Below are 25038 nucleotides of genomic sequence, written 5' to 3'. Positions count from 1 at the left end.
TAAAAACATATGACACAAGGAGAAGACTCGATTTAACTGGGTGCCTTTGCCACTTCTCCGCGTAGATACAATACAGAACTCCCTCCTATCGAAACTCGGTCTCCTTGGCATTCGATATAAAATTCAGCACCTCTTTGGGATTTTTGAATGCTTTTGAAATTTTGTTTTTTTAATCTTTCGGAAACAAATGGAGCCAGACTACAATGAGCAGATCCTGTGGCTGGATCTTCTGGAATTCCCATCCCTGGTCCAAAAAATCGAAATTCATAATCCGCGTTTCCATTCCCAAAGTGATTGATCCATAAAGCAATATAACCTCGATTTGTTGGTATCTCACTTAGTTTCTGAAAATCAGGAGTTAATGTCTCCAAGTCAGATAGAGATGAATATAAAAAGATTGTATCCTTTCCTTTCCAGATTTCCTTTGGTTCTCTACCTAAGATGGGAATCATCATGTTTGGAGGGACACCTTTGTTTTGGCTGAATTCCGGATAGGTGGGAAAGTTTAAGTAAATCGTATTTCCTTCTATCGATATTGGTAAAACTCCAGACTTTGAGATGAATTCGAATGTTGTTCTAGATTCGCCGTAATAGTTTTTTAGAACAAATGCAGATGCAAGAGTGGCATGACCACAGAGATCCACTTCCACAGTCGGAGTGAACCAGCGAATTCTATATCTATTTCCTTCTTTGACAACAAAAGCTGTTTCTGAAAGATTATTTTCCATAGCAATTTTTTGCATCCATTCCTCTTTTGGCCAGTGGGTTAGGACGAGCACTGCAGCTGGATTCCCTGAAAATAATTTATTTGTAAAAGCATCTATTATATAAATTGTTTCGAACATAAATTCATTCTAATAGATTTGGATTGAATTGTAAGTATACAGTTTGAAAAATAAAAAGTATACAGTTGTGATGAATTGATAATTTGTATTATTGGATACAAAAGTTATCTTTTGTCGTAGATCTTTTTGGGGAAATCTTTTTTCGTTAAAGGATGTTTGCGATATTAGTTCGTTTTACAATATCGCAAACTAGTAAATCCAAATCATTGGCAGACTTACGCAAATAAGAATGAATTTCTTTGGTTTTTTCTTCCGATATTTCGGATTCTAAGAGTTCTAATAACCCCAATATATTGGCAAGAGGTCTTCTGATTTCGTGAGATTGAATTCTTGCGATTTCTTTCAACTCGCGAAGTTGTTCTTTGATTCTAGTTTCGATTTGAATTTTTTCTGTAATGTCTACGATGATTGCAGAAACATAATTCGTTTGATTGACTTCAAATCCATTAAGACTAATTTCCACAAGGATTTCTGTTCCATCTTTTTTGACAGCCGATGTAACTTGGTCTTTTCCAATACGCATTGGTATGGGATTGGATATGTATCCTCCAACTAATAAATCATGCCCCGATCGAAAACGAAAGGGAACTAGGCGTTCTACAGATTGATTGATGAGTTCTTCTTTTTTAAATCCAAATGTATTTTCTGTTTCTAAATTGCAATGGACTATTTTTCCAAAAGTATCAATGATTAATATTGCGTTAGGTGCTGATTCGATTAGGTTCCTGAATTTTTGTTCACTTTCGACTAATGCAATTTCCATTTTTTTTCTTGTATCAATATTTTTTGCACGAAGGCAAACACCTAAAAGATTTTTTTCGTGATCATAAGTGGGACTCATCCTGTATTCAAACCAAAGGGAAATATCTTTGTGGTCTGAATGCCTTTCTAGTAGGGTTGTTTCTCCGTGGATTGCTTTCTGGAATAAAATATGGAAAACTTCTTTGTCTTGGTCTGTGACAAAACTTCTGTAGTCCTCGCCATTTTTTATAATCCTTCCAGAATAGGCTTTGAGTGTGTCTAGTAAACTTTGGTTAAATGCTAAAACGGAATAATCTAGACCGATGAGTACAATGGCATCTGTGGAATTATCCAAAACCATTTGTGCATAATCAGGGGATACGTTTGTGTCCATTTTGTCTAAACTGTCTTCTATATGATCGCAGGAAATCAGAATATAAGACGGATTTTTTAGGAAGGAAGATCCTAATTTTCATTATTATTTTGGTTGGAATTTGGGTAGAAATAGAAAAAATATTTTTTATGTTTCGAATCCTTTGGCCTATAACTTTTGTTTTCCTAATTAATTGTGTTGGAAATTCTAAAGTAAATCAAGAAGGATACAATCTTATCAATTCTGATTACGGATATTTTAAATTCAAAACATCTCTTTTTGATGGGAATGTATCCATCCGTTCCAAGATTTTCCAAGACACTGTTGGCTGTTATAGCGATTATGATTGTTCGCCAAAATCCTTTTGGGTTGAATCAGGAGCCATCAATGGAAAAAATCCTAATTTTCCGCTTGAACTGACGATTGGTTCTTACTATGCAATTTCTAGGATTCATTATATTGAAACTCAGTTTTATGACTGTAAAGTAAGTGAATTAAAAATATATCATGGGTTTCAATTTAAATCTCCTTTTGACCCCTTTAAACCATTGGAATTTTATGATAAAGACCAATGTGAGGTGATTTCTGAAAATTCCCTTGTTTGTCCGCGAATGGATATCACGAAAAAAGGAATTCTTGAGTTTGAACTGAGCAAGGGTCAAATTCGAAATAACAATATTTCGATTCGGCATTTATTTGAAGGGCCCTATGCTTTTGGACTTATATTTGGATTAACTTATTGTGGTTTAGTTTTCGATTCTATTGATTTTATCGATGTGAAAGTGAAACGGTATGAATAGGTAGATTGGGATATCAATAAACATTCTAATTTTCTTTTGTAACTTAGTTTTTATGGAAACATTTTTTTTGAAATCAACATTGGTTAAATTGAGAGAAAATTCGAAATTAACAGCATGTGTTTTATTAGTTTTCAAAATATAAGAAAACTCAAATTTTTAGAATTGATAAAAATTCTGCAAATTTTACCCACCAAACAAGGAATCCACTAGCATTATAGAATCGGTTTTCTGTTTTTGACAAATTAAAAGCTATAGAATGCTTTTTTTGTTGACCATTTCAATTTGTTAGACGATAAATTGGCCTTGTCTCTTTATTAAAGAGAAAGAAAAGTAGAAACTTTTAGCATAGTGATAATTATAGATATGTTGAACTATAAATTTTATGCAGCAATGGTGATCATTTCAATATCTTTCCAATGGAGCTGTAAGAATGAGTATGAAAATTCAGCACCACTTTGTGTTGTTGCACTTGCAAGACTTCAACAAAATTTAGCGAAAGATTTACAAGATTTAAACGACGGAAAAATTTCACAGGCTGAATACAATGAGGGAGTGAGACTTAGAGAATCTGGTGCATATGGACTGTGTCTAATGTCATTCATAAAAAGAGAGCAAAATGGCAATTTCTAAGATTTGTGTTTTATGGAAAAACCGTATAAGGAAATAATTCGCTAATTAAAGAATATTGAATATAATTCTGATTTTTTTTAAGAGTCACAAATGGAAGTGAAGATGAATCAAACTAGTAGGAATTTAATTTTAACGATTCTTTCTTTTGTGGTGTTGATGACACTATGGAATTGCCATACGGAATATACAAATGCGCCAGAAATTTGTGCATTATTAGTTGCTGATGATCAATCGCTCCTGCAGAAGGATCTGGATTCCTTAAATAGGGGAGATATTACGCAAGAACAGTTTGAGCTTAGGAAAAGGAATAGGGAAAATGGTTCACTAGGTATTTGTCTAATCGCATTAATCAAAACTAAGGAAAATTCTAATTTTTAATTAATTATATGAAATATAATCTTATCATTTTTACACTTATTTTCCTATTGTTCAGCAATTGCACCTCAGACAAGCCGAACGCCAAAGAGGTTTGCCTTCTCACGGCAGTTAGTATCAATTCTTTAAACGAACGTGACAAAAGAGACTTAGAAGCTGGAAGGATTACAGAAAGCCAATACCAAACATTTGTGGCGAACCGGAATACAACTATACCGATGATTTGTTCCTTTATGTTTTTGGAGGATTAGTGTTTTTTATTAGAATGATAAACCTATATAACCGTAATAGTTTGGTTTCTGGCGAATCGTTTCGTTTTTTAAATGAATATAAGGTTAGGAAACGCCTAACAAATCTTTGTAAGAGGGATACGTCTGGCTTGGTCTCACGAATGTCAGACGGGGATTGGAGGAAATTCAATGCTTACAGAAAAAAAATAAACCAGATTTTTTGTCAGAAGTGGTAAATTTAAAATGATGAAATTCGTAATAGTATTTTTAGCAATTTTGACAATGTTAACTTGTGAACCAAAGGCTGTTACCTCACCGGAAATTTGTTTATTCTCACTCCTTGTAACGAATTCTGCAAATCTGGAAGACAAGAGAAAGTTGGAATCAGGGGAAATCTCTGAAGCTGATTACCAGAGACGATTTGGTCAAAGACAATCAGGTGTTTTAGCTGGATGTGCTTTAGGTCTACGAAAAACTAATGTAGATGGAAAGCTAAAGATTAATTAAGTTTATAACTTTTTTTTAGAAAAAAGGTATGTTCGTCTTACTTAATTTTGTTTTTTCTTTTTGTTATTGGTGCATATCAATTTTAAAATGAGTGATTATTTGTAGAATTCATTAATATGCCTACTGTTTTAGATTTATGTATTGCTAGACTAATGCGGACTATTCCAAAGAGCCCAATGGATAAAGTGTCACAAAAACATGATGATTCGGCTTCTACTGGTTTGTTAGAATTCAAAGGCCCTGGTGACGACCGCTGCCATGTTAGAGGAGCAAATGAATTTGTGAAGGATAGTTTTAAAGCAATTAGTCGACAAAGTAAATTGACCATGGGAGATGTTTTAACATTTGCTATAGGGGTTCCTTTGTACTCTTTCTATGGCAATCTTAGGGGTATGGGCTATGATTTAAGTCGTGCAAATAAATGGAAAATCGGCGATGCTGCTGCCTTTGTTGGAAAAATTGGATATGGGTCCGACAGGTATTGGCTGTGCATTTATGGCTGATAAAAATTTCAAAACAGCATTCTTTGTGAGAAGTGGAAGGTTTAAAATGAATCAGTTCAAGATAAAGCATACTTATTTCTAGATGCTGTCTAAAAAAAATATTATAAAGTGAAATTTATTATCGGAACTAACAAGTATGGTTTATTCTGATAATAAATATAAAATAAGGGAAAAATGAAAAAGAATGCTATTTTATTAACCGTGCTTACTTTTAGTTTGATGCTCCAGACGGAATGTAAAAAAGAATACGTTAATTCAGCGCCACTTTGCGCCATCGCGTTGGCTGAACTTCATCAGAACTTAGCTAAAGACATGCAAGAGTTGAATGAAGGAAAAATAACTCAAGCAGAATACAATGCGGGGGTCAAACTAAGAGAGAATGGTGCGTATACTTTGTGTTTGGCTTCTTTTGTGGATCGGGAAGAAAACAAAAATTTTTAGTTTTAAAGTCTGTGCGTTTTTAAAAAAATCGAATTACCGAAAAATGAATTATTAAGAAATTTTGAATATAATTCTAATATTTTCCTTTACCCACTGTATAGAAGACAAGCCGAACTCTAAAGAAGTATGTCTTCTCTCGTTAGTTCCCGTAGAAAGGAATACTATTTTTAATTAAGGATTCTATTGTTATTGATAATGTCTGGTTTATTGTCAAAGTCAAGGTTTTGCAGTTTATTAATGTTTTTTTTATCATTTGGATGTGAACAGAGATATCTGAGTAATCCAGATTTTTGTGCTCTTATGATTGCAGATGGAGAATCTTTAAAAGCGGAAGATTTGGCTAAATTGAATGCTGGACTAATCGCAAGCGAAGAGTATGAGCGTTTAGTTAGATTAAGGGAAAATTCAACATTAACTATTTGCGCATTGTCAATTTTAAAGACGAAAGAAAACCAGAATTTTTAAAAAGAGAAAACTGACCATAAAAAATAATTGTATTTTTTGTTAGGCGGAATAGTTTTCTTTGTAAATATAGGCTCTTATTTGTTGGGGTTTTACTTGGTTCACTTAATTTATTATTTATTCCTACTATTTTTATTGCTCTCTTGCAAACCAAAGACAATCACAACTCCAGAAGGTTGTTTGTTTGGAGCGGTTCTATTGAATTCGATAGATTTAGAAGATAAACGTAGGTTGGAACAAGGTTTGATCACCGAAGATGAATACCAAAGCAGAATTCGTAGATCTCCAAATGCAGTATTACTTATTTGTGCGCTTTCTCTCCGTAAAACCAATGTGGATGGAAATTTTTAATAATAAGATGAAAAACTATAGTTTCATAATATTTCTATATGTTAGTGGTGTTTATTTTATAAATTGCCAGCCTGAATATATAAATTCTCCGGAGGCTTGTTTGTTAATTCAGGCAGACATACAATCCCTAAATGCAAAAGATCTAGCTGATTTTAATTCAGGAAAAATTACAGAACAGAAATATTTAGAACTTCAGAGAATGAGAGAAGAGGGCGCCTTAGGCATTTGTCTTGTTTCTTTAATCAAAAGAAAGCAAAATAGAAATTTTTAGCATAGAGGTATTTATAGATATGTTGAACTATAAATTTAATACGGCAATAGTGATCTTTTTAATATCTTTCCAATTGAATTGTAAGAATGAATACGCAAATTCATCGGGTCTTTGTGTAATTGCGCTCGCTCAACTTCAGCAAAACTTAGCCAAAGACTTGCAAGATTTGAATGAAGGAAGAATTACTCAAGCTGTGTATGATGAAAAAATTAGGCTGAGAGAAAATGGGACGACTACTATATGTTTGACTTCTTTTGTAAAACGTGAGCAAAATGGAAATTTTTAAACCAAATCTATGAAGTCCATAGTACTTATATTCTATTTAGTTTGTATGCTGTCTTTAACCCATTGCACTGAGGACAAACCGAACTCGAAAGAAGTTTGTCTTCTCACGGTGGTTAGTATCAATTCTTTAAACGAACGTGACAAAAGAGATTTGGAAGCTGGGAAAATTACGGAAAGTCAATACCAAACATTTGTTGCTAATCGGAATACAACAACAGCCGGGATACGTTCCTTTATGTTTTTGGAAAATTAGGATTTTATTAGAAAGAAACTTATGTAACCTGGCTAGTCTAGTTTCGGATGAATCTTTTAGTTTTTTTAAATAAATTGAATATTATGAATTACCAAATAAGTGTCCGCGATAGGGATACGACGGGCTTGGTCTGACGAATGTCAGACGGGAGCGAACGCGCACCCCAGAGTAGCCCGTTCCCAAAATTAGGAAGAAATGCTAATAAATAATGAATAGATCATTGGGAAGGAAGCGTTTCGGGAATCGCCCTCTCTGCTGGTTCGCCGTCATGGCTCACCAACGCTCCGAGGCGCGGTTTTGTTCGTCGCCTCCCATCCGGGTCGGCTTGTCCAAATAATTGCTCCCTATGGGTCGTTCTCATTTCTGATCACAAAACTGTTCGATTCCCAACTTAGTTATGTTATATGGATTTTATTTTTGGTGATGGAAAATTTCTGGTGCCCCAGGAGGGAATCGCCCTCTCTGCTGGTTCGCCTTCATGTCTCACCAACGCTCCGAGGCACGGTTTTGTTCGTCGCCTCCCATCCGGGTCGGCTTGTCCAAATAATTGCTCCCTATGGGTCGCAATGATTTGGCTCACAAAACTGTTCGATTCCCAACTTAGTTATGTTATATGGATTTTATTTTTGGAGATGGAAAATTTCTGGTGCCCCAGGAGGGAATCGAACCCCCACTGTCGGTTCCGAAGACCGATGTTCTATCCGTTGAACTACCAGGGCATAGAGATAGATGTAATGTCAGGATAGGGGGAGCTTGTCTTCGGGCAAATGATTTTTTGGATAGGTGAGGCTTGTGCGGATGATATAGAGGGAAAGGAGGATGGTCCAACCAATCAGAAAAAAACGAAGAAATAAGAAAATATAATAAATGGGTTTGGGTAGGCCTGGCACCATAAAGATGGTTAGATCGTTTGCTGTGATGATTTGAGAACCTGGAATTTTTTTACGAATTGTATCGAAAACTTTGCGAAAGTCAGCGAGTCGTTCGGAGGGATCCAAACGGAAGTCATTGGTATAACGTAAGGAACCTTCGTCACCAAAGGCATAAAAGTGAGACTCCCAACCTAGGAAACTAAACTCAACAGGCAAAGCACCAGGAGGGTTTCTTAAGAAAAAATATAAGGATCCGCCTTCATAAGAAAAAGAGGGAATTTGTCCTTCGAGTCGTAGTTTTTCTTTGCTAAATCCATCTTCGTAAAAATCGGACCAATCTCCCCATTGGTAAATGGTTCCTGATTCGTCTTTCCAAAGGAAACCCCCAAGGCTTGGAATCGTTTCCAATTGCGATTCAAAAGAAAGTAACTTTTGATTTCTGGATTTTACATCTGATCTAGCAAGAGATAATGAACGGAGAGCATTTTTTAATTGAATGCGAAGGTCACGGACTTCTGCGACATTGGATTCAAGGATCCGTTTGCGAATTTCGGTTTCTTCCTTGCGGAAGGGATTGGCAAATACGACTTCGGAAATGGCATAAATGAATTCAGTAAAAGGATCGGAAGAATCAACTTTCGTTTGAGCAAAAACCCGTTCCATGCCAAAACCGAACAAGAATAGGGGTAACAAAAAATAGATTCTCATCTCTTTACCTATCGGCTAAATTGGGAAGAATGATGAACTGTCCTATCTGCGAAGCCCATAAAAATGAATCAGAAATTGTATTTCAAAACGAAAACTGGATCCTAAGAAAGGCAGACCAAAACCTAAATGGGTATTTGTACATGGAACACAAAGGGCATGTCGAATCTTGGTTTTCTCTCAATCTAAGTGAGTTTGAAAATTATGGACGAGCGTTTCACAAAGCGACTGAAATTTTAAAATCATTCCATCCAGAAAAAATGTACATTGCTGCGATTGCCGAGCGAGTTCCCCACTTACATGTACATTTGATCCCTAGGTATGAAAACCAAGAGAAAGGAATTGATCATATCGCAAAAGCCACAGGACCTGGTTTTCCAAAGCCAATGTAATTCATAAGATTCATAAAAAAAGGCTAGGTTTTTTTTAAATGGGTTCTAGTATTTTTTCTTGTGATTTTAGAAAGACATCCAACAGACCAAGTTCCAAGGTATGCGGCCAGTGATCTAACGGACTTACAAGAACGATTTTTTCTTTTACAAAGAGAAAGTGTTAACCAAAAGATTGCTCATATTTTTCTTATAGAAGGGTTTGCATCAACCGGCAAAGGGTCCATTTTACAATCGTTAACCATCAGGCTCGATCCAAGAAAGTTTAAGGTCTATTCACCTTATGTAGACCAGTCAGAGGAGAGGGGTTACCCCTTTCTTTGGAATTTTTGGCGAGTGGTTCCTCGTTATGGTGAGTTACTATTTTATCTAAATACTTATTACAGTCGATTAGCCTACCTTCGCTCTGAAAAAAAGATAAACCTCGCCGAATATGACCAAAGGTTACTTTCTATCCTAGGTACAGAAAGAATTCTTTCCAAAGACAAAGTCATCGTTCATAAATTCTTTTTGCATATATCCAAAAAAGATCAGAAGAAACGCCTAGAAGATTCTAAAAAGAAAAAGAAAGAATGGGAACTTTCCCATTTTGACAAAGACCAAGGGGAACATTACAACCGATACTTTGAAATTTTTGATTCTATTTTGAGTGCATCCCGTACCATCGACTCACCTTGGCAGATCATCTATAATTCCAAAAAAGAAGAAACAAAACTTTTGGTTTTTGAAGCCATCATCGAACGTTTAGAAAGAATTTTACAGTTTGATTCGCAAGCCGCCCTCCACTCGATTAACCATGGAACGGAGCTTATCCCATGAAATACTATCCATTACAATCTAGAATCCTTAATTTAAACCAACTGGATAAAAACCAGGTTTTACCACCTGACGAATACCAGGCGAAGATGAAGGTTCTGAAAAATAAAATTCGTGATCTAACATTTCTCGCCAAAGCCAAGGGAAGGTCCGTTCTGTTTGTTTTCGAAGGTTGGGATGCTGCTGGAAAAGGTGGAGCGATTCGCCGCCTAACACAAGAGATTGATCCAAGACTTTTTGAAGTTCATAATATTTCTGCCCCAAATTCGGAAGAAATCCAACACCATTACCTCTGGAGATTTTGGAACCGAATTCCACAGAGAGGACATATCGGAATTTTTGATCGCTCTCACTATGGTCGTGTCCTTGTGGAAAGAGTGGAAGGATTTGCCTCCGAATCCGAATGGTCGCGTGCTTACGAAGAAATTTTACTATTCGAAGAACAACTGGTTAGTTTTGGAACCATCATTGTTAAATTTTGGCTCCATATCGACTCCGATGAACAATTATTACGTTTTGAATCTAGGAAAAACGATCCTCTCAAACGTTGGAAACTCACTGAGGAAGATTGGCGGAATCGCGACAAATGGGCACTCTACGAAGAAGCAGCAAACCAAATGTTTGCCAAAACCGATGCCCCAAAAGCACCTTGGATTCTTGTTCCAGCCAATGATAAATACTTCGCCCGTGTGATGGTTTTAGAAACAGTTGTTAGAAGATTAGAAGAAGAATTGGACTAAAGAAATCGAAAACTTTAAAGTTTCTGCAATGGTCAATTCATCTTTTGTAATCATGATAACATAAAGCTAAATACGCAGCTGCCGATACCTGTTTTATAGAAAGATCATCTTGCTTTGGTGGATTGTTTTCCAATTCGATGGCCGTTAAGATACAAAGTTTTAGATTTTCTTTTGGATCCCCTTGGTTTTGCTTTGGATCACAATTCAGAGAGAATATGAATGAAATGAATAAAATAAACGATCGATTTTTCATAAAGTATCTTTTTAAGAGCTACATTTTATTAATATTTGGGCGAGTTCCGAACTAATACAAAAAATAAAAACTGATGTTCGTTTGGCGATGCAAATTTTCTTTATATCGGGAGCGGAAGGGGATATGGTTGTCGAGTGTAGTCGAGAGGATGTGATTTTACTGAACCAGATGGCATCGAGCGAGTGGGTAGTGAATAAAAAGTTAGTTGCTAGTTGTGGCAGTTGTTTTTATCTTTAGTATATCTTAAGTTATCCGATGAAAATATAATTTATAAATAAATGAAAAAACTGGTTTTGTTAATCATTCAAATATCACTTCTAATTCATTGTATCAACTTAGGAAATCTCAATGGTCAAAAGTGGGAAAATAAAAGTCTAAAACAGGCCACTGTTTCACTTCTGATTACAACCGAATATTTGGGAAATTATATTTCCGGATTACCTGTGAACAACATGTTTTTCCGTTATTCGGTAATTGATACCCAAAACAAAACCTTAAGTTTGAGTAACTATTGTGTGAATGTATATACTTTAGTCGGATTAGATCCAAATAAAATCATCACGGAATGGCAATCTTTAACTAAAAACCCGGCTAAATGTATCTTAAATGATCCTATGGATTTTAAATGTGTATCTTCAAGTATCATTTATGTGAATGAGTTTATTTTACCTGCATACATGGGTATAACAAACGCGAAAAATTTATGCATCAATGAAGCGAAAGGCACAATTTTGGTGTATTAGGAATGAAATCTATGAGTTTGAGATTTCACTTTTGCTTTTTTTTGGGATCAATTTCGTAAACGGTGATTTTCGAGAAGATTATTTGGAAACATTTTTGCAATTTCAAAGCGAATTATCTAGAGCACTGAATGATGAAACATAGAGTTTTTGGATAGGCACTCTGGAGGAAAATACATGTTATACAAAAATTTAGTCTTCCTATTGATCATATCTTGTTTTCTTTGCTGTCGAGCTAAAACAGACCAAGGCGATCCAAAGAGAAAACTAGCCTTATGTGGCTTAATTGCCGTGGACTCCGAATTGAATTCGGTGCCTATCACTTCTGATTCAGTGACTGTTACTCCTGCACAATATCTTGCCTTATGTCAGTATCTGTATAGATGAACATTAAAAGTTTCTTTTTAAATCGTTCGCGGATTTGAATAGGTTTTCGGTAAGTTGATGATAAAAAAAATACTATTACTAATTTTATGTTTTACTTATTTTTCTAGTGTTGCTGCTGACAAAAAAAGAAAGAAGAGAATCCTCGTCGTCCGACGGCCTGGATTATTGATTGTAAAGAAAGAAAGGAATGTGTAAAAAAATGTGTGGATATGAAGGTATTTCAAGGGCATTGGGGTGGTGACGAATATGAAAACACAATCCGAACCGAATGTATTAGGACTTGCCAACAAAATACAATTTGTAATCCATATGAGAAATAAATTTCGAATTCTATATACATTTTCTTTCCTATTGCTAATTTCTTGTAATTACAACTCGGGAATTTATGACAATCGCTTAATCACACTTAAAGATGCTGAAAAAGATCTTAGTATTTTATTTATTGCAAAACAACTAGAGTATTTTCCAGACACGACAATTGTAACTGAATTGAATCTTTCAAATGGCGTTGGATGCAAAAGGGATATATATTATGATAAAAGTGATTTTAGAAGATGCTTATCTAATTTGGCTCTAAATCCGTTTAGATCGAAAAATTCATTAGAATTGAGTGTTGAATTCCGCTACTACCTTGATTCCGTTTGTGATTTAAAAAAGATCATTATGTTTGAAAACTCATCATGGGGTGGGGAAATTAATCTTTGTGAATTTAGATGATGGGGAATGTTCTAAGTTTTATATTAAGAAAATTTTGATGGTATAGAAATGAATAAAAACAAAGCGAAATTGAAATTATTTTTACTGTTAGTTGCAATGGTTGGCTGCGGAAACAATAGTGAAGAAAAATGTAAAGATGATGCGAAAATTGCATTAAGAGATTCTTGTTTTCGTGGTTTGATCACTAATCCAATTATTGATACGGATAATTCAAGTTACGATTTAGTTATATTATCATGTATGCAACACACATATAAATTAACTCAATGTCGCAAAAAGAAGGGAAACGTTGATTTATACTCGATTGTAAATTAATGGAAATTGGATTTCCGTAAGATGAGACTTATAATCATAGTGCTTTTTTCGATTTTTAATTGTGCTTCATTCGGTAATTATTTTCAAAATCGAAAAGATGACCTTGCGGATATTCCTGTGATAGGAATTGAGGAAAATGTTTTCGGTGTATCGGCATGGGCTTGGTGCTTTGGGGGTGGTATGCAGTATGGAAAGAACGGGTTGGGTGTTGGTATCAGGAGCGGCGTAATTGGATATTATAAAACTGGGGGAAGGGGGAGCCGTATATATGTTTCTACCTATGAAAATTCTGATTTATCTCTCAACCAAGGAAATTCGTTTGTTGTATTGAATTCGAATTCGCATCTTCCAAAAGTTGATGAACCCAGAACTAAAAAAAAAGCGTTTTCTAAATTCAATACCAATATCATTTTTCCATTGGGAGCTACTCAATCTTCTACTGGAGAAATTATCGGAAAATGGTGTGATTCTCCGATATCAGTAGAGATGTCCTTCGGGATATATTATGGAATTCGGGTTGGTTTTAATTTTTCAGAAGCTTTTGATTTTTTGGTTGGAGTTACGACAATTGACATTCAAGAAGATGATATAAATAAATAATTCTATTCATCATATTCCAAAAACCATAAGATGAATGGATCGTTCGTTAAGTTGGATTTTATTTGCTTGTAGCTGAGCGTTTTTAGCCCCACGTAATATTATAGTCTTTGAATTCTATTTCAGAACAAAGTTTTTTTGAATAAATCCTCGATTCATTGATTTGTAAATCAAGTTAAAGTGTTTTCCCATTTTAGTAAAGAATGGTCACCTAATACTGAATTGGATTCGAATATGTAGTTTTTATTTTTCTGTTTGAGTAGGATATCTGACGTAATCGAGATTTCTTTGCTAAGTGTGAAATGAATTCAGATGTGCTAGTAAAACTGCATAAATTCTTCTACAAAAACCCAATCCCCCGCGAGAAGGATGCGTCGGGCTTGGTCTGACGAATGTCAGACGGGAGCGAACGCGCACCCCGGAGCATCCTGTTCCCGACAAACAAGAGAAAATTGGTCGCCAAACGGTAGATAAGCTGTAAGAAAAGTTTAATCTTCGGGACTCGCCCAAACAAACTTTAGTTTCCAGTATCTTACTGTTAAACCCAAAGAGAAATATTCTGAAATTATTTATAATCGCTTGGTTTGAATTCCATAGAAAAAATATAATTTCCCATTCGATCTCGATAGGAATATACAAGTGTCACTTCATTCTCACGAAAGAGTTTCATATCTGGACTTGATTTGATTGTATTTAGAATGACTGGATATAAATTTTTTTCTAAAATCTGAATGTCAATTTCGGAAGCAGAATAGGCAATGATGCTATAGTTGTATTGGAAACGTTTGTTTGAAAAAACCGCGACGTTATCCAGTCTAGTATCCTTGTCTATTGTTTGCGGGCAATTTCGATTGATATCATTGGCCGTCGATCGAAGTAAATCTTCAAAAGAGGAATTTTTATTCCAAAAATTCGCAAATAATAGTTTGAATCCGATCATAGAGATCACAAGGGAAATGGAAAAAATAACTGTTTGTTTTTTGGTAAATGGATGGTTCATTTCTTTCTCTCTAAATATATTTTCTAACCACAGTATTTGGTAGCCTACTCAAATCTAAAGTCTAAAAAACTTCTGCAAACTATTATTTCCCTATTTAATTTCCTTGACAACAGTTTCCATGGAAACTATATATTGATTATGCCCAAAAAACAAAATCTAGAACCAAGCCACCTGAAATCCCATCTGGGCTACCATTTACGGGTTGTCTCCAATGCTGTTTCGCATTCTTTTGCGGGGAAACTTGCTGCTTTGGATGTGACTGTGGCCGAATGGGTGATCCTTCGGGAAATGTATTCTTATGAAACCAACACTTCACCTAGTGTTGTGGCTGAAATCACAGGACTCAGTCGGGGAGCTGTATCCAAACTCATCGACAGACTACTCAACAAAGGACTTGTAAGTCGCGAAGAAGCAAGTGAAGATCGTCGTTACCAAGATATCAAATTAACCAATAAAGGAACAAAACTGGTTCCCAAACTCTCAGAGATCGCAGATGAAAACGATTTTATTTTTTTTTCCCATCTCTCGGAACAAGAGAAAGACCAACTCCGAAAGACTCTTATCAAACTAACGAAATTAAACAAACTAAACTTAAACCCAATTGAATGAGGATAACACAATGACCAACCTAACAACAAAACTAACTGAAGCACAAAAATTTGCGATGTCCATTCGTCCGAAAGTAGGCGGGTTCCCAATCTTAGCGGAAGTTCTAAGAGAAGCCGGCGTTCTTATGAATCGATGGTATCTTCCTTCTTGCCAAGCCATCTACATAATGAAAGAAGGCTCAGTTGTCCAACAAGGAAATCCACTTGTGTTAGGAGTCCATGAAATTCCGAAGTTTCACAGAGAAGATTTAATTAAGGCAATCCGGACTGACCAAGAAGGAAAAAGTACATTCCCTGAATTTTTAAAGGCAACTTGGGAAGCGGGTGTAGTAGGATACGATGCCGATTTTACTAATAGAAAAGTAATTTATTACGGCGTGAATGGTGAAAGTTATTTAGAAGAATATCCTGCGGTGACTGTCGAAAGATAATAATCATTATCATTTATAGGGTTTTTGTTTGATTTGAAAAGTGTACGTTCTGTCCTCGGAATGGATGAGCACTTGTGAATAAAAACCTAAATCCAAAGACCGAAACTTGGAACGAAAGATAGAGGCTTCTTCGTCAAAAATTTCCTTCCGGCAATCTGCGACCAAGGACTTCCATTTTTCTTTGGAAACAGAATGGTATAAAAATCCATTTGCATTTGGTGGAATGTTTCTACTTTCCCAAAAAATTTCTTCCTGGAAACACAAAACCCCTTGCCTTGTTTTGATACGAAATTCGGATTTCCAGTTAGGATTTGGAACTTGAAGTGGATTTTTTGTATTATTTTCTATAAATAAAAAATAACCTTGGAACTTTTCATCTTCCTCTCTGGATAAACTTAAATAAGTAGGATATCCGTCTACGATCTGTTTGTCGGATTGAGTTCTGTTTTGAAAACTTCCGGGATTTAAAGCTCGAAACCCAATGTAAAAAATCAAAACAACCAAAACCAAATCGATGAGGAGGACAATTTGCCTCCATCTTGTTTTTTTGTTTTTATCACCAATCTGTTTTAGGTAATCACGGAATTCTTCTGGTGAACGCGAGTGGTATCCTTTTCGCATCTAAAGTAACTCCAAAAGAGATTTGAGGATTTGGTGAGCAGAAGGGTATGGTTCTTCCAATTGTTTAGAATGGTCGAGTAATGATAAGGCTAACTGAACTGATTCTGGGATCGTTAAATCCAAACTTAAGTAACGTGCCAAAATTCCTGATAATAAATCTCCAGTTCCCATTGTGGCTAGTTTTGGATTGGGTGATTCCCAAACATAAGAAGAACCATCAGGACAAACGAGTAAACTCACAAAGGATTTGAGCAGCACATAAACATTGTTTTGTGGGCAGTATTCGATTAATGTATCGTAGGCGGCCTGTACAGAGTTATGAGTTTTTCCCGTCATTCGGTTTAGTTCTCCGACATGGGGTGTGAGTAGGATTTGATCTCCCTTCGGAAGGGAACTGCCTTTTGTTGGAATGGCACCTGCATCTAAAATCAAACGAAGTTCCTCGGGAACTTTCCATCCACCTAGATCGTTTGGGTATTGGGTAAGGCCTGGACCCACAACAATGGTCTTTGTTTTTTTTAAAAACGGATCTTCTAAAGTTTCTGCGAGAGAACTCGTTTTTGTCATTTTGGAAAGATCTTCTTTTAAAACAAAGGAACTGATTTTTAAAGATGGAGAGAATATTTTACTAATCCCTCCACCGAGTCTAGAGAAGGCCTGTTCCGAAAGGAGGATGGCTCCTTCCATTCCATCAGAACCTCCATAAAATAAAGCAGAACCGGCACTGTATTTATGGTCTTTGTTTTTTCTTTTAAGGATCTGGATGGCAGATTCCGGATCCGCTTCTAAATAATAACGATTGGAAAAGGTAACCTTACTTAGGTGGGTGCGGATGGGAAATCCGATTGATTCATAGTATCTAGGAATGATAGCATCTTTTTCATATATAAACCCTACGTTTTCCCATTTCCTTGTTCCCAGTTCTTCAATGGAATCGGCATAAACAAAGGTGTTTGGTTCTTCGGATTTTCCAATAGCGTAAGGATTCCAGCCACTGGGACTGTCGAGTGACAACCGGTAAAAAAAGACATCGGAATCATTGATGGTTTCTATCAGTTCTGTGAGTTCTTCCGAAAGTTCGTTTTGGAATCCTGTTCCTAGAAGGGCATCTACAAGTAAAACAGAGTCTTCTTTTGCCTCTTCCCATTCCTTATAAAAATCATCTAAGTTCCCAATGACACCCAGAGTTTTAGAAACCAAGGTTTCATAGAACTTCCCCGCCTCTGATTTGTTTGGTGAAGTGGCAAAACATCGAACAGAATATCCTTCTTGGAAAAGAGTGTGAGCGAGGGCATACCCATCTCCACCATTGCCTCCTGTTCCGCAAAGAATCCAAATGGATTCGGCTGTTTTCCATAAATCTTCATTGGCATGAAAAACAGAAAGGGCAGCCATTCCCATCAGAGTCCCTTCACTAAACCCTAATTCTTTTGTGGTAAGAGAATCAATTGCCTTAGATTCTTGGTTGGTGAATAAGGGTTTTTGTTTCATTTAGATCCAACGATACACTTCGAGGGCACCTGCACGAATTCGAACTGAATAAATATTATCGAAAGCATCTGTATAGGTTTCTCGCCATTGGCCACGGGGACTTGAAAAAGGAATCCTTTTGTTATTGATATGGTTTCCTTCTTTATCGTGGACTTGGAGCCTTGCTGCATTCCCACCGTCTTCCGTTTCCCAAATATAAAATTCACCGTTGTTACGAATGGAAAATAAAATCTCTGATGGGTCTTGGATTTCTTTTAAAAATTCAGAACTTTTGGAATCAAAAACAAAACGAAATATCCTTCTGAACTTAAACCGTTTGTCTTTTTTGGAATAATAACTAAACGATCCGAGAACATACTCACCTTCTGGATGTGGGAGGAGTTTGTCTAGAGTGATGTCATATTCTTTGGAATCGTTACTTGCAAATACATCAAGCCCTGATTCTTTTAAGTTCCCTTTGAGTTCTCCTTCTTCAAAATAAGAAAGTCGCATTTCTTCTGCAATGCGGTGGTAGACAAATAATTTTTCGCCTTCCCCGGGGAGGATGAATTCAATATAACGAAAGGGTTCTGAATTTTTTCCAGAAGCCCCTAACATAAATTTCACGACACCTTTTTGTGAAATTTGTACAAGGAATGATGGAAGAACTGTCGTTCCTTGAGTAGAAAAGGCACCACTATACGTTTTGTATAGGTTTTCTTGGCCTTGGGGAAGTTCCATTCCCTTAGATGAAATCCGATTTTGTACGATTAAGTCTCCATCTTCGTTCATGGCTACGATTCCAATCCCGCCAAATCGAAATGGATAATGAGGAATTCCTGAATTGGGTTTAAAATCAGGGTTTCCTAGTGTGGCATCAAGCCTTCCATTTCTGTCAAAAAGTTTGATTACGGCTTGTTTATTATCCGCCATTGCGCTAATATTGGAGGAGTTGGGGATGGTCAATGGAACGTTGGTGAGTACTTGGTTCACCACAACACCCTCAAAACTCTCATTTGTTTGTCCCAATGGGATGCGGAATAGGATTTCTTCTTTTAAGTTTTCCACTCGGAAACGAAGGCAGGATACGGAAAAGATGAGGGTGAGGAAAAGATAAAGGGTTCGCATGGTGCAACATCCATTCCCTAATTTTTTATTTACAGGACAACTCGCTTTTCCTAGCTTGACAGTAGACATGTTAAATTTTAGCATGAGCTGGGTCTCTTATACGGATTCCTTTTGGAATCTTTTGGAAATGGTTTGGTATATACCGAGGAAAACATCAGAGAACTTATTTTACGTGTTCTCGCTCCACCTCTAGCGCTTTTTTCGCTCCAAGTACAGAATCGGAAAAACCACGCCCTCATTGAGATTGAACTGGATCATCTCTCAGACAAAACTGGCTCCGCTAGTTTAGAAGACTGTGAGACTGTGTCTAGGAGACTCAAAGAGGAGCTGGATTTATGGGGAGAGGAATTTGATTTCACTCTCCAAGTCTCCTCCGCGGGAGCAGAACGTGTTTTGCGTCTGCCGGAGGATTTAAGTCGTTTCCAAGGACTTTTAGTAAAACTAGAAGTGCCGCTGGAAGCAGGGAAATGGGACAAACGATTGTATCGTTTGGGACCGGTTTCTGGGGATTCAGTTGAGCTTACGCTTTACGATCGTAAAACTCGACACAAAAAGAACCAAAAATCGGTATCTATGCCCATCGCAGAAATACGAAAGGGAAATTTGTATTTAGAAATTTAAGACTATGGCGACAAAACAAGCAACGAAAGAAACTGGGCTATTCGAAGCCATCCAACAATTCTGTCAGGATAAATCTCTTGATAGAGAACTCGTACTCGGTGTCATCCGAGACTCACTTCTCGCCGCCTATCGCAAAAAAGTCGGTTTGGAAGCGGAGACAGATGACCGTTGCCAAGTAGACTTCGGTTCCGACAATAAAAACGAAATCATCATCTCCGTCCTTCGTGACGTGGTAGAAGATAAAACAACAAACCCTCTAGAGGTTTCTCTAGAAGAGGCTATCAAATTGGATCCTTCTGCACAAGTGGGAACCCAAATGCGTGTGTTTGAAAAACCTCAAGACTTATCTCGGGTTCTTTCTAGCCAAGCCAAACAAATGGTTTTCCAACGTCTTCGTGATATGGAAAAAGAATTACTCTACCAAGAGTATAAATCCAAAGAAGGCGAACTCACACACGGTTATTTCCAACGTTGGAAAAAAGACATCATGTCCATCGACCTCGGTAAGGTAGAAGGGATCATGTTGAAAAAAGACCAGAACCCAGGCGAAAAATACCGCCAAGGGGATCGTCTCAAAGCAATCATTTCAAGGGTTGAACTTCGCCCTCGCGAACCAATGCCTGTCATCACACTCTCTCGTGCTTCTGGTGACTTTGTCAAAAAACTCTTCGAGATGGAAATTCCCGAAGTGTATGATGGCATCGTTGAAATCCGAGATGTAGCCCGCATTCCATCTTACAGAACTAAGGTGGTTGTTACCACTAGTAAGTCTGATGTAGATCCTGTGGGAGCTTGTGTGGGAATGAAAGGGGTTCGAATCCAAGCCATCGTTCGCGAACTTGGAAACGAAAGGATCGATATTGTCCTTCACTCAGATGAACCAAGTGTATTCATTGCCAATGCCATTTCTCCTGCTAAACCAGTGGAAGTGCATGTGGATAGAAAAAGAGGAGATGCTCTTGTCATCGTTCCAGATGAATCTCTTTCTCTTGCCATCGGAATCAACGGATCCAATGTAAAATTGGTATCTCAACTTTCCGGTTTCAAAATCGATATCAAAACTGTATCCCAATACAACCAAGAACTCGCTTCTCCAGAAGCTCGTGAAAAACTGGATCGGCTCTTCAATGCACAACAAGAAGCAATGGAAGAGTCAGATGACCAATATGGTGAAAGTGCAGACGAGGAAGAAGAGGATTCCGGATACACTCCGTTATCCGAAGTTCCTGGACTCACTCCAAGGATCGTTGGTCTTCTCGAAGCCGGCGGGATCAAAAACGTGGAAACCCTTCTCGAGTTCAGCCAAGAGGAACTTTCGAAAATTTCCGGAATCGGGAAAACAACAGCAGAACAAATTTTGCGTCTGCTTCGTGAATCTATCGAATGGGTAGAAGAGGGTTAAGTTTTAAGGCATACTATGGAAGAGCAAAAATCGATTAAAGAAACCCTCCAGCAGGGAGCCAGTGGTGACAAAACCAAGAAAAAACTTGTCATCAAGAAAAAAGCGGCACCTGCAGATGAGAAAAAAGAATCCGGTGCAAGTCCTCAAAGCGCAGAAGCGAAAACAACTTCTCCTGCTTCGGACAAAAAAAAGGATTTGAATGAACTCATTCGTGAGGAAGCCAAAAGACAGGGACTCGGTTCCGGTCCACAAGCTCCTTCCCAAGCATCACCAATTGTGTCTCGTCCGGATAGAAAACCAGAGCCACAACCAGAACGAGAGAGACCTCCGATGGATCGTAAACCCGAATCCATCCTTTCTGGTGATACTTCTTCTCCTAACTACCGTTCCGGTGGTGGTGGCCAAGGCGGCCAACAAGGAGGAGGAAACCAAGGTTATTTTAGAAAAGAAGATCGTAACCCGATTGTTTCGAGACCCACAACTCCTCGTCCTCCAAGACCAGAAGGTCAAGGTGGCGGATACCAAGGAAATCGCGGACCTGGACAAGGTGGTGGCGGATACCAAGGAAATCGCGGACCTGGACAAGGTGGCGGTGGATACCAAGGGAATCGCGGACCTGGACAAGGTGGTCCTGGTGGATACCAAGGGAATCGTGGTGCTAGACCGATTGGTCAAGGTGGTCCTGGAACTGGTCGACCAATGGGAGATTCTCCATTCGGTAATCCTGGTGGAATTCCTGGAGCGGGCGGACCTGGAGCAGGTGGACCCGGCGGAGCAAAAAAGAAAGTATTCGATAAAGAAAAGGGTGGTCGCGTAGAAAACGAGAACACCAAGTTTTTCAAACAATCTTTCCGCAAACAAAAAGCACAGGCTGCAGCTCTTGCTGCTGTTCCTAAAGAAATCTCCATTTTGGAAAATATCCAAGTGGGAGAGATTGCCAAAAAACTGAATTTAAAACCTGGTGAAGTCATCAGTAAACTCATGAAAATGGGTATGATGGTTACCATCAATAATGTGATCGATGCAGAAACAGCGTCCATCCTCGCAGACGATTACGGCTGTAAGGTGAAGATTGTTTCTCTTTACGATGAAACTGTCATCGAAGAAGAGAAGGATGCTCCGGAAGACTATATCACTCGTCCTCCAGTGGTTACCATTATGGGTCACGTTGACCATGGTAAAACAAAACTTCTTGATACCATTCGTTCTTCGCGAGTGGCAGAAGGGGAATCGGGTGGAATCACTCAGCACATTGGTGCCTACCAAGTAGAAACCAACCGTGGAAAAATTGCCTTCCTTGATACTCCTGGTCACGAAGCCTTTACTTCCATGAGAGCACGTGGTGCCTCGGTAACTGATATTGTTGTGCTTGTTGTTGCTGCAGACGATGGGGTGATGCCTCAAACGATCGAAGCCATCAACCACGCAAAAGAAGCAGAAGTACCGATCATTGTTGCTGTAAACAAAATTGATTTACCAGCAGCTAATCCGGAAAAGGTGAGACAAGAACTTTCCAACTACGGATTACAACCAGAAGAGTGGGGTGGAACTACCATCTTCTGTGAAATCTCTGCTAAAAATAATATTGGTATTGATAAACTTCTCGAGATGCTTCTCATCCAAGCAGAACTTCTGGATCACAAAGCCAATCCAAAACGTAAAGCAAAAGGAACCATTGTGGAAGCAAAACTCGATCCAGGTCGTGGTGCTGTGGCAACGGTTCTCATCCAAAACGGAACTCTTCGTGTCGGAGATGCTTTTGTTGCGGGAGTTCACGCTGGTCGTGTGCGAGCCATGTATGATGATCTTGGTCATTCCATCCGTGAAGCTGGTCCATCTTTCCCTGCCCTTGTGACAGGACTTGATGGAGTTCCAGATGCAGGAGCACCATTTGATGTGGTGATCGATGACAAAGAAGCACGTTCTATCTCTCATAGCCGTCAAGATTATGAAAGACTTGGCCAATCGAAAAATGCGGCCACTCGTGTCACTCTCGACAACATGAGTGAGATCATCAAACAAGGTGCTCTCAAAGAACTCAAAGTCATCATTAAAGCGGACGTTCGCGGATCTACAGAAGCGGTAAAAGAAGCATTAGAAAAACTCTCTACTGCCGATGTTCGCCTCAACGTAATCCATGCAGGAACGGGAGCCATTGTAGATTCCGATATCATTTTGGCATCGGCATCTAATGCAATTGTGATTGGTTTCCACACACGTGCGAACCCAAAAACAGTCTCTCTTGCAGAGAAAGAAAAAGTAGAAATCAAATACTATAGTATCATCTACGATGTGGTCAATGAAGTGAAAGCTTCCATGGAAGGAATGCTCGAACCTGAAAAAGTAGAAAACGTAATCGGTAAGGTAGAAATCCGAGACGTATTCAAAATTTCTAAAGTTGGTAACATTGCAGGTTGTATGGTGAAATCCGGTAAGGTCACTAAACAAGCTTATGTTCGAGTCATCTCGAGCGAGTCTGGTGAAATCACTTGGGAAGGTAAGATCAAAAACCTCAAACGTATGAAAGACGATGTGGCAGATGTTCTCACTGGATTCGAGTGCGGTATCTTACTCGATGGTTTTAACGACTTTGTTGTGGGTGATGAAATCGAAGCATATGAGATTCGCGAGATTGCTCGTAAACTGTAAGGCGGCTTAAATGAATCCCATTCGAATGAAAAAACTCGAATCGGAGATCATTCGCCAAATCTCCACTGCGATTTTGGAAGGCAAGGTAAAAGACCCCCGGGTCTTTTTACCAAGTTTCCATCGGATTGAGATCAGTGAAGACCTTCAATATGCAAAGGTTTATTTCACGGCTCTTTGTAATAACAATGAAAGAAAAAAACTCACACAAGGACTTGTTTCTTGTGCCGGTTTTCTTTCCTCTTTTGTGGGAAAAAATCTCCACCTTCATACCAATCCAAGATTTACATTTGTCTGGGACAATAACTACATCAAAAGTTTGGAAGTGAATCGTTTGATTGATGAATCCAAACCAAAAACTTTATTCGAAGAACTCCATCCAGAAGAATCCGAAACCGAAGAAGCAGAGGATGATGATTCCGATTCGGATCCAAAATCACCACCCTAAAGAGAAATGGATGGTTGTGATTAGAACGAAGAGTAATCAAATAAACGAAGGGAAATTTGCCTTCGAGTGATCTTTCACTGACTACAACTTGCTTTGATTAGGTGACACTATCCTATGTCTAAACCCTACCATTCTGGATTTTTATTTGTCTACAAACCACCAGGGATCACAAGTTCCGATTTGGTTCTAAAAACCAAACGGATCTTAGGTCAAAAGTCAGTGGGCCATACCGGAACTCTTGACCGGTTTGCGGAAGGCTTACTCATTTTGCCCTGTGGGGATTATACTGCTTTTTCCCAAGTATTTCTTGGAAAAGACAAGTCTTACTTTGCGGAAGTGGTTGTCGGATTCAAAACCGATTCTGGTGATCCTGATGGGCTAGTGGAAGTAGACGATAGGGAAAACTTCCTTCCCCGCTTTGTCTCCGAATTTCCAAGAGAACGATTGCTTGCGGAACTTACACAACTCACGACACTCACGTCCCAGAAAGCACCCAAAATTTCGGCTCTAAAAGTTGGTGGGAAACGCCAGTCGGATCTGGTTCGAGAGGGATTGGTCGTAGAGGAAAAGGAAAGACCCATTTCGATCTACAAAGTAGAAGATGTTTTGCAGACAGAACTTGGATTTTCGTTTCGGATCCATGTGAGTTCGGGAACGTACATTCGCAAAATCGTTTTAGATCTTTCTGAAAAATGGGGGATTCCACTTTCCCTTGGCAGGCTCGTGCGGGAATCCATTGGTGAATTCCATTTGGACGGAGTGAAAACCCTAGACCAAATTTCTCCGAAAGATTTACGAAATTGGAAAGAAGTTTTCCCACTTCCTGTCCGGATCGTGGACGCCCAAGAAAAAAAGGCAGTCATCCACGGGGGATACATTTGGGACAAACTCCCGACGCCTGTAGAAAACGGGTTTTATATCGTGGACGCGGACGAAACCACCATCCTTGCCTGGTGCGATTACGAAGGGAAACCGGAGCACATTCCCTACCGGTACAGAAAAGTATTTTTTGACCCTTCTGCAAAAATTATGTTTTCTAAATGAGTCCTTCTTAAAATCTGGACA

The 25038-nt window shown here is 38.2% G+C and carries 33 protein-coding genes and 1 tRNA gene; 25 read left to right on the top strand and 9 right to left on the bottom strand.

Annotated features, from left to right (window positions below; all coding sequences use genetic code 11):
* Positions 1 to 32: 32 nt before the first annotated feature.
* Positions 33 to 845 (bottom strand): PhzF family phenazine biosynthesis protein, encoded by an 813-nt coding sequence (locus tag EHQ70_RS04250; RefSeq protein ID WP_135583797.1) that lies wholly within the window; start codon positions 843 to 845, stop codon positions 33 to 35.
* Positions 846 to 990: 145 nt separating this feature from the next.
* Positions 991 to 1980, bottom strand: coding sequence for a PAS domain S-box protein (locus EHQ70_RS04245; protein WP_244288219.1), 990 nt, complete (start codon positions 1978 to 1980; stop codon positions 991 to 993).
* 128 nt (positions 1981 to 2108) lie between these two features.
* Here EHQ70_RS04245 and EHQ70_RS04240 point away from each other — a divergent pair, with 128 nt between their 5' ends.
* The 11 genes from EHQ70_RS04240 (at position 2109) to EHQ70_RS04185 (ending at position 7067) form a co-directional block, all read left to right on the top strand.
* Positions 2109 to 2759, top strand: coding sequence for a hypothetical protein (locus tag EHQ70_RS04240; protein WP_135583795.1), 651 nt, complete (start codon positions 2109 to 2111; stop codon positions 2757 to 2759).
* Between the two features lie 363 nt (positions 2760 to 3122).
* Positions 3123 to 3389 carry a hypothetical protein gene (locus EHQ70_RS04235; RefSeq protein ID WP_135583793.1) on the top strand — a complete coding sequence of 89 codons (267 nt, stop codon included), beginning with the start codon at positions 3123 to 3125 and terminating at the stop codon, positions 3387 to 3389.
* 102 nt (positions 3390 to 3491) lie between these two features.
* A complete protein-coding gene (locus EHQ70_RS04230) occupies positions 3492 to 3767 on the top strand; it encodes a hypothetical protein (RefSeq protein WP_135583791.1) in 276 nt (91 codons plus the stop codon).
* 470 nt (positions 3768 to 4237) lie between these two features.
* The gene (locus EHQ70_RS04220) at positions 4238 to 4501 is read left to right on the top strand and encodes a hypothetical protein (protein WP_135736264.1); all 264 of its coding nucleotides are present in this window, start codon (positions 4238 to 4240) and stop codon (positions 4499 to 4501) included.
* A 116-nt stretch (positions 4502 to 4617) separates the two neighbouring features.
* Entirely contained in the window at positions 4618 to 5004 is a 387-nt protein-coding gene (locus tag EHQ70_RS04215) for a hypothetical protein (protein ID WP_135583785.1), read from the top strand.
* Between the two features lie 174 nt (positions 5005 to 5178).
* Positions 5179 to 5445 carry a hypothetical protein gene (locus EHQ70_RS04210; protein WP_135583783.1) on the top strand — a complete coding sequence of 89 codons (267 nt, stop codon included), beginning with the start codon at positions 5179 to 5181 and terminating at the stop codon, positions 5443 to 5445.
* A gap of 237 nt (positions 5446 to 5682) precedes the next feature.
* Complete coding sequence (locus EHQ70_RS04205) at positions 5683 to 5910, top strand: hypothetical protein (RefSeq protein ID WP_135583781.1); 228 nt, start codon at positions 5683 to 5685, stop codon at positions 5908 to 5910.
* A 93-nt stretch (positions 5911 to 6003) separates the two neighbouring features.
* Positions 6004 to 6258, top strand: coding sequence for a hypothetical protein (locus tag EHQ70_RS04200; RefSeq protein ID WP_135736263.1), 255 nt, complete (start codon positions 6004 to 6006; stop codon positions 6256 to 6258).
* A gap of 7 nt (positions 6259 to 6265) precedes the next feature.
* Positions 6266 to 6529 carry a hypothetical protein gene (locus tag EHQ70_RS04195; protein ID WP_135583777.1) on the top strand — a complete coding sequence of 88 codons (264 nt, stop codon included), beginning with the start codon at positions 6266 to 6268 and terminating at the stop codon, positions 6527 to 6529.
* Between the two features lie 19 nt (positions 6530 to 6548).
* The gene (locus EHQ70_RS04190; protein WP_135583775.1) at positions 6549 to 6815 is read left to right on the top strand and encodes a hypothetical protein; all 267 of its coding nucleotides are present in this window, start codon (positions 6549 to 6551) and stop codon (positions 6813 to 6815) included.
* A gap of 9 nt (positions 6816 to 6824) precedes the next feature.
* On the top strand, positions 6825 to 7067 hold the full coding sequence (locus EHQ70_RS04185) for a hypothetical protein (protein WP_135583773.1): 243 nt from the start codon (positions 6825 to 6827) through the stop codon (positions 7065 to 7067).
* Positions 7068 to 7711: 644 nt separating this feature from the next.
* Here the strand turns inward: EHQ70_RS04185 and EHQ70_RS04180 are convergent.
* Both EHQ70_RS04180 and EHQ70_RS04175 read right to left on the bottom strand, forming a co-directional pair.
* Positions 7712 to 7786: transfer RNA gene (locus EHQ70_RS04180), tRNA-Arg, on the bottom strand.
* Positions 7787 to 7804: 18 nt separating this feature from the next.
* On the bottom strand, positions 7805 to 8647 hold the full coding sequence (locus EHQ70_RS04175; protein ID WP_135583771.1) for a hypothetical protein: 843 nt from the start codon (positions 8645 to 8647) through the stop codon (positions 7805 to 7807).
* 32 nt (positions 8648 to 8679) lie between these two features.
* On the opposite strand from EHQ70_RS04175, the gene EHQ70_RS04170 reads away from it, so the two are divergent.
* From EHQ70_RS04170 to EHQ70_RS04160, 3 genes are read left to right on the top strand one after another with little or no spacing between them, the layout of a single operon-like run.
* Complete coding sequence (locus EHQ70_RS04170; protein WP_135583769.1) at positions 8680 to 9036, top strand: HIT family protein; 357 nt, start codon at positions 8680 to 8682, stop codon at positions 9034 to 9036.
* 60 nt (positions 9037 to 9096) lie between these two features.
* Positions 9097 to 9852 (top strand): polyphosphate kinase, encoded by a 756-nt coding sequence (locus tag EHQ70_RS04165; RefSeq protein ID WP_135583767.1) that lies wholly within the window; start codon positions 9097 to 9099, stop codon positions 9850 to 9852.
* Entirely contained in the window at positions 9849 to 10589 is a 741-nt protein-coding gene (locus tag EHQ70_RS04160) for a UDP-galactose-lipid carrier transferase (RefSeq protein WP_135583765.1), read from the top strand. The genes EHQ70_RS04165 and EHQ70_RS04160 overlap by 4 nt, the downstream gene beginning before the upstream one ends.
* A 37-nt stretch (positions 10590 to 10626) precedes the next feature.
* On the opposite strand, the gene EHQ70_RS04155 is transcribed toward EHQ70_RS04160, so the two are convergent.
* Complete coding sequence (locus EHQ70_RS04155; RefSeq protein ID WP_135583763.1) at positions 10627 to 10842, bottom strand: hypothetical protein; 216 nt, start codon at positions 10840 to 10842, stop codon at positions 10627 to 10629.
* A gap of 278 nt (positions 10843 to 11120) precedes the next feature.
* Here EHQ70_RS04155 and EHQ70_RS04150 point away from each other — a divergent pair, with 278 nt between their 5' ends.
* The 4 genes from EHQ70_RS04150 to EHQ70_RS04135 all read left to right on the top strand — a co-directional run bounded on the left by EHQ70_RS04150 (position 11121) and on the right by EHQ70_RS04135 (position 13601).
* A complete protein-coding gene (locus tag EHQ70_RS04150) occupies positions 11121 to 11585 on the top strand; it encodes a hypothetical protein (protein WP_135583761.1) in 465 nt (154 codons plus the stop codon).
* Positions 11586 to 12215: 630 nt separating this feature from the next.
* Positions 12216 to 12686: a hypothetical protein gene (locus EHQ70_RS04145; protein ID WP_135583759.1), complete on the top strand. Its 471-nt coding sequence runs from the start codon at positions 12216 to 12218 to the stop codon at positions 12684 to 12686.
* Positions 12687 to 12734: 48 nt separating this feature from the next.
* Positions 12735 to 13001 carry a hypothetical protein gene (locus EHQ70_RS04140; protein WP_135583757.1) on the top strand — a complete coding sequence of 89 codons (267 nt, stop codon included), beginning with the start codon at positions 12735 to 12737 and terminating at the stop codon, positions 12999 to 13001.
* Between the two features lie 21 nt (positions 13002 to 13022).
* Positions 13023 to 13601: an LIC13411 family adhesin gene (locus tag EHQ70_RS04135; protein WP_135736262.1), complete on the top strand. Its 579-nt coding sequence runs from the start codon at positions 13023 to 13025 to the stop codon at positions 13599 to 13601.
* 562 nt (positions 13602 to 14163) lie between these two features.
* Here EHQ70_RS04135 and EHQ70_RS04130 read toward each other — a convergent pair.
* Complete coding sequence (locus tag EHQ70_RS04130) at positions 14164 to 14598, bottom strand: hypothetical protein (protein ID WP_135583753.1); 435 nt, start codon at positions 14596 to 14598, stop codon at positions 14164 to 14166.
* A gap of 138 nt (positions 14599 to 14736) precedes the next feature.
* Here EHQ70_RS04130 and EHQ70_RS04125 point away from each other — a divergent pair, with 138 nt between their 5' ends.
* Positions 14737 to 15207, top strand: coding sequence for a MarR family winged helix-turn-helix transcriptional regulator (locus EHQ70_RS04125; RefSeq protein WP_135583751.1), 471 nt, complete (start codon positions 14737 to 14739; stop codon positions 15205 to 15207).
* Positions 15208 to 15217: 10 nt separating this feature from the next.
* Complete coding sequence (locus EHQ70_RS04120) at positions 15218 to 15637, top strand: DUF1398 domain-containing protein (RefSeq protein WP_135583749.1); 420 nt, start codon at positions 15218 to 15220, stop codon at positions 15635 to 15637.
* A 9-nt stretch (positions 15638 to 15646) separates the two neighbouring features.
* Here the strand turns inward: EHQ70_RS04120 and EHQ70_RS04115 are convergent, their stop codons facing one another.
* From EHQ70_RS04115 to EHQ70_RS04105, 3 genes are read right to left on the bottom strand one after another with little or no spacing between them, the layout of a single operon-like run.
* Entirely contained in the window at positions 15647 to 16258 is a 612-nt protein-coding gene (locus tag EHQ70_RS04115) for a hypothetical protein (protein WP_135583747.1), read from the bottom strand.
* Positions 16259 to 17749, bottom strand: a complete 1491-nt coding sequence (locus tag EHQ70_RS04110) for an NAD(P)H-hydrate epimerase (protein WP_135583745.1) — start codon at positions 17747 to 17749, stop codon at positions 16259 to 16261. It lies immediately after the preceding gene.
* The gene (locus tag EHQ70_RS04105; RefSeq protein WP_135583743.1) at positions 17750 to 18856 is read right to left on the bottom strand and encodes an LIC_12708 family protein; all 1107 of its coding nucleotides are present in this window, start codon (positions 18854 to 18856) and stop codon (positions 17750 to 17752) included.
* Positions 18857 to 18967: 111 nt separating this feature from the next.
* Here EHQ70_RS04105 and rimP point away from each other — a divergent pair, with 111 nt between their 5' ends.
* From rimP to truB, 5 genes are all read left to right on the top strand, one after another.
* A complete protein-coding gene (rimP, locus tag EHQ70_RS04100; RefSeq protein WP_135583741.1) occupies positions 18968 to 19477 on the top strand; it encodes a ribosome maturation factor RimP in 510 nt (169 codons plus the stop codon).
* 4 nt (positions 19478 to 19481) lie between these two features.
* Entirely contained in the window at positions 19482 to 20879 is a 1398-nt protein-coding gene (gene nusA, locus EHQ70_RS04095) for a transcription termination factor NusA (protein WP_135583739.1), read from the top strand.
* Between the two features lie 15 nt (positions 20880 to 20894).
* On the top strand, positions 20895 to 23528 hold the full coding sequence (infB, locus tag EHQ70_RS04090) for a translation initiation factor IF-2 (RefSeq protein WP_135583737.1): 2634 nt from the start codon (positions 20895 to 20897) through the stop codon (positions 23526 to 23528).
* Positions 23529 to 23538: 10 nt separating this feature from the next.
* Positions 23539 to 23973 carry a 30S ribosome-binding factor RbfA gene (gene rbfA, locus EHQ70_RS04085; protein ID WP_135583735.1) on the top strand — a complete coding sequence of 145 codons (435 nt, stop codon included), beginning with the start codon at positions 23539 to 23541 and terminating at the stop codon, positions 23971 to 23973.
* A 114-nt stretch (positions 23974 to 24087) separates the two neighbouring features.
* On the top strand, positions 24088 to 25017 hold the full coding sequence (gene truB, locus EHQ70_RS04080) for a tRNA pseudouridine(55) synthase TruB (RefSeq protein WP_135583733.1): 930 nt from the start codon (positions 24088 to 24090) through the stop codon (positions 25015 to 25017).
* Positions 25018 to 25038: the final 21 nt, after the last annotated feature.

Source organism: Leptospira congkakensis (genome assembly GCF_004770265.1).
In the GTDB taxonomy this organism is placed as follows: Bacteria; Spirochaetota; Leptospiria; order Leptospirales; family Leptospiraceae; genus Leptospira_A; species Leptospira_A congkakensis.
This window is presented reverse-complemented; position numbering and strand designations above follow the sequence as displayed.

Excerpts from the sequence above, each read along its gene's own strand:
- EHQ70_RS04250 (WP_135583797.1), bottom strand. The coding sequence starts at position 845 with ATGTTCGAAACAATTTATATAATAGATGCTTTTACAAATAAATTATTT.
- EHQ70_RS04245 (WP_244288219.1), bottom strand. The coding sequence starts at position 1,980 with ATGGACACAAACGTATCCCCTGATTATGCACAAATGGTTTTGGATAAT.
- EHQ70_RS04240 (WP_135583795.1), top strand. The coding sequence starts at position 2,109 with ATGTTTCGAATCCTTTGGCCTATAACTTTTGTTTTCCTAATTAATTGT.
- EHQ70_RS04235 (WP_135583793.1), top strand. The coding sequence starts at position 3,123 with ATGTTGAACTATAAATTTTATGCAGCAATGGTGATCATTTCAATATCT.
- EHQ70_RS04230 (WP_135583791.1), top strand. The coding sequence starts at position 3,492 with ATGAATCAAACTAGTAGGAATTTAATTTTAACGATTCTTTCTTTTGTG.
- EHQ70_RS04220 (WP_135736264.1), top strand. The coding sequence starts at position 4,238 with ATGATGAAATTCGTAATAGTATTTTTAGCAATTTTGACAATGTTAACT.
- EHQ70_RS04215 (WP_135583785.1), top strand. The coding sequence starts at position 4,618 with ATGCCTACTGTTTTAGATTTATGTATTGCTAGACTAATGCGGACTATT.
- EHQ70_RS04210 (WP_135583783.1), top strand. The coding sequence starts at position 5,179 with ATGAAAAAGAATGCTATTTTATTAACCGTGCTTACTTTTAGTTTGATG.
- EHQ70_RS04205 (WP_135583781.1), top strand. The coding sequence starts at position 5,683 with ATGTTTTTTTTATCATTTGGATGTGAACAGAGATATCTGAGTAATCCA.
- EHQ70_RS04195 (WP_135583777.1), top strand. The coding sequence starts at position 6,266 with ATGAAAAACTATAGTTTCATAATATTTCTATATGTTAGTGGTGTTTAT.
- EHQ70_RS04190 (WP_135583775.1), top strand. The coding sequence starts at position 6,549 with ATGTTGAACTATAAATTTAATACGGCAATAGTGATCTTTTTAATATCT.
- EHQ70_RS04185 (WP_135583773.1), top strand. The coding sequence starts at position 6,825 with ATGAAGTCCATAGTACTTATATTCTATTTAGTTTGTATGCTGTCTTTA.
- EHQ70_RS04175 (WP_135583771.1), bottom strand. The coding sequence starts at position 8,647 with ATGAGAATCTATTTTTTGTTACCCCTATTCTTGTTCGGTTTTGGCATG.
- EHQ70_RS04170 (WP_135583769.1), top strand. The coding sequence starts at position 8,680 with ATGAACTGTCCTATCTGCGAAGCCCATAAAAATGAATCAGAAATTGTA.
- EHQ70_RS04160 (WP_135583765.1), top strand. The coding sequence starts at position 9,849 with ATGAAATACTATCCATTACAATCTAGAATCCTTAATTTAAACCAACTG.
- EHQ70_RS04155 (WP_135583763.1), bottom strand. The coding sequence starts at position 10,842 with ATGAAAAATCGATCGTTTATTTTATTCATTTCATTCATATTCTCTCTG.
- EHQ70_RS04150 (WP_135583761.1), top strand. The coding sequence starts at position 11,121 with ATGAAAAAACTGGTTTTGTTAATCATTCAAATATCACTTCTAATTCAT.
- EHQ70_RS04145 (WP_135583759.1), top strand. The coding sequence starts at position 12,216 with ATGAAAACACAATCCGAACCGAATGTATTAGGACTTGCCAACAAAATA.
- EHQ70_RS04140 (WP_135583757.1), top strand. The coding sequence starts at position 12,735 with ATGAATAAAAACAAAGCGAAATTGAAATTATTTTTACTGTTAGTTGCA.
- EHQ70_RS04135 (WP_135736262.1), top strand. The coding sequence starts at position 13,023 with ATGAGACTTATAATCATAGTGCTTTTTTCGATTTTTAATTGTGCTTCA.
- EHQ70_RS04130 (WP_135583753.1), bottom strand. The coding sequence starts at position 14,598 with ATGAACCATCCATTTACCAAAAAACAAACAGTTATTTTTTCCATTTCC.
- EHQ70_RS04125 (WP_135583751.1), top strand. The coding sequence starts at position 14,737 with ATGCCCAAAAAACAAAATCTAGAACCAAGCCACCTGAAATCCCATCTG.
- EHQ70_RS04120 (WP_135583749.1), top strand. The coding sequence starts at position 15,218 with ATGACCAACCTAACAACAAAACTAACTGAAGCACAAAAATTTGCGATG.
- EHQ70_RS04115 (WP_135583747.1), bottom strand. The coding sequence starts at position 16,258 with ATGCGAAAAGGATACCACTCGCGTTCACCAGAAGAATTCCGTGATTAC.
- EHQ70_RS04110 (WP_135583745.1), bottom strand. The coding sequence starts at position 17,749 with ATGAAACAAAAACCCTTATTCACCAACCAAGAATCTAAGGCAATTGAT.
- EHQ70_RS04105 (WP_135583743.1), bottom strand. The coding sequence starts at position 18,856 with ATGCGAACCCTTTATCTTTTCCTCACCCTCATCTTTTCCGTATCCTGC.
- nusA (WP_135583739.1), top strand. The coding sequence starts at position 19,482 with ATGGCGACAAAACAAGCAACGAAAGAAACTGGGCTATTCGAAGCCATC.
- infB (WP_135583737.1), top strand. The coding sequence starts at position 20,895 with ATGGAAGAGCAAAAATCGATTAAAGAAACCCTCCAGCAGGGAGCCAGT.
- rbfA (WP_135583735.1), top strand. The coding sequence starts at position 23,539 with ATGAATCCCATTCGAATGAAAAAACTCGAATCGGAGATCATTCGCCAA.
- truB (WP_135583733.1), top strand. The coding sequence starts at position 24,088 with ATGTCTAAACCCTACCATTCTGGATTTTTATTTGTCTACAAACCACCA.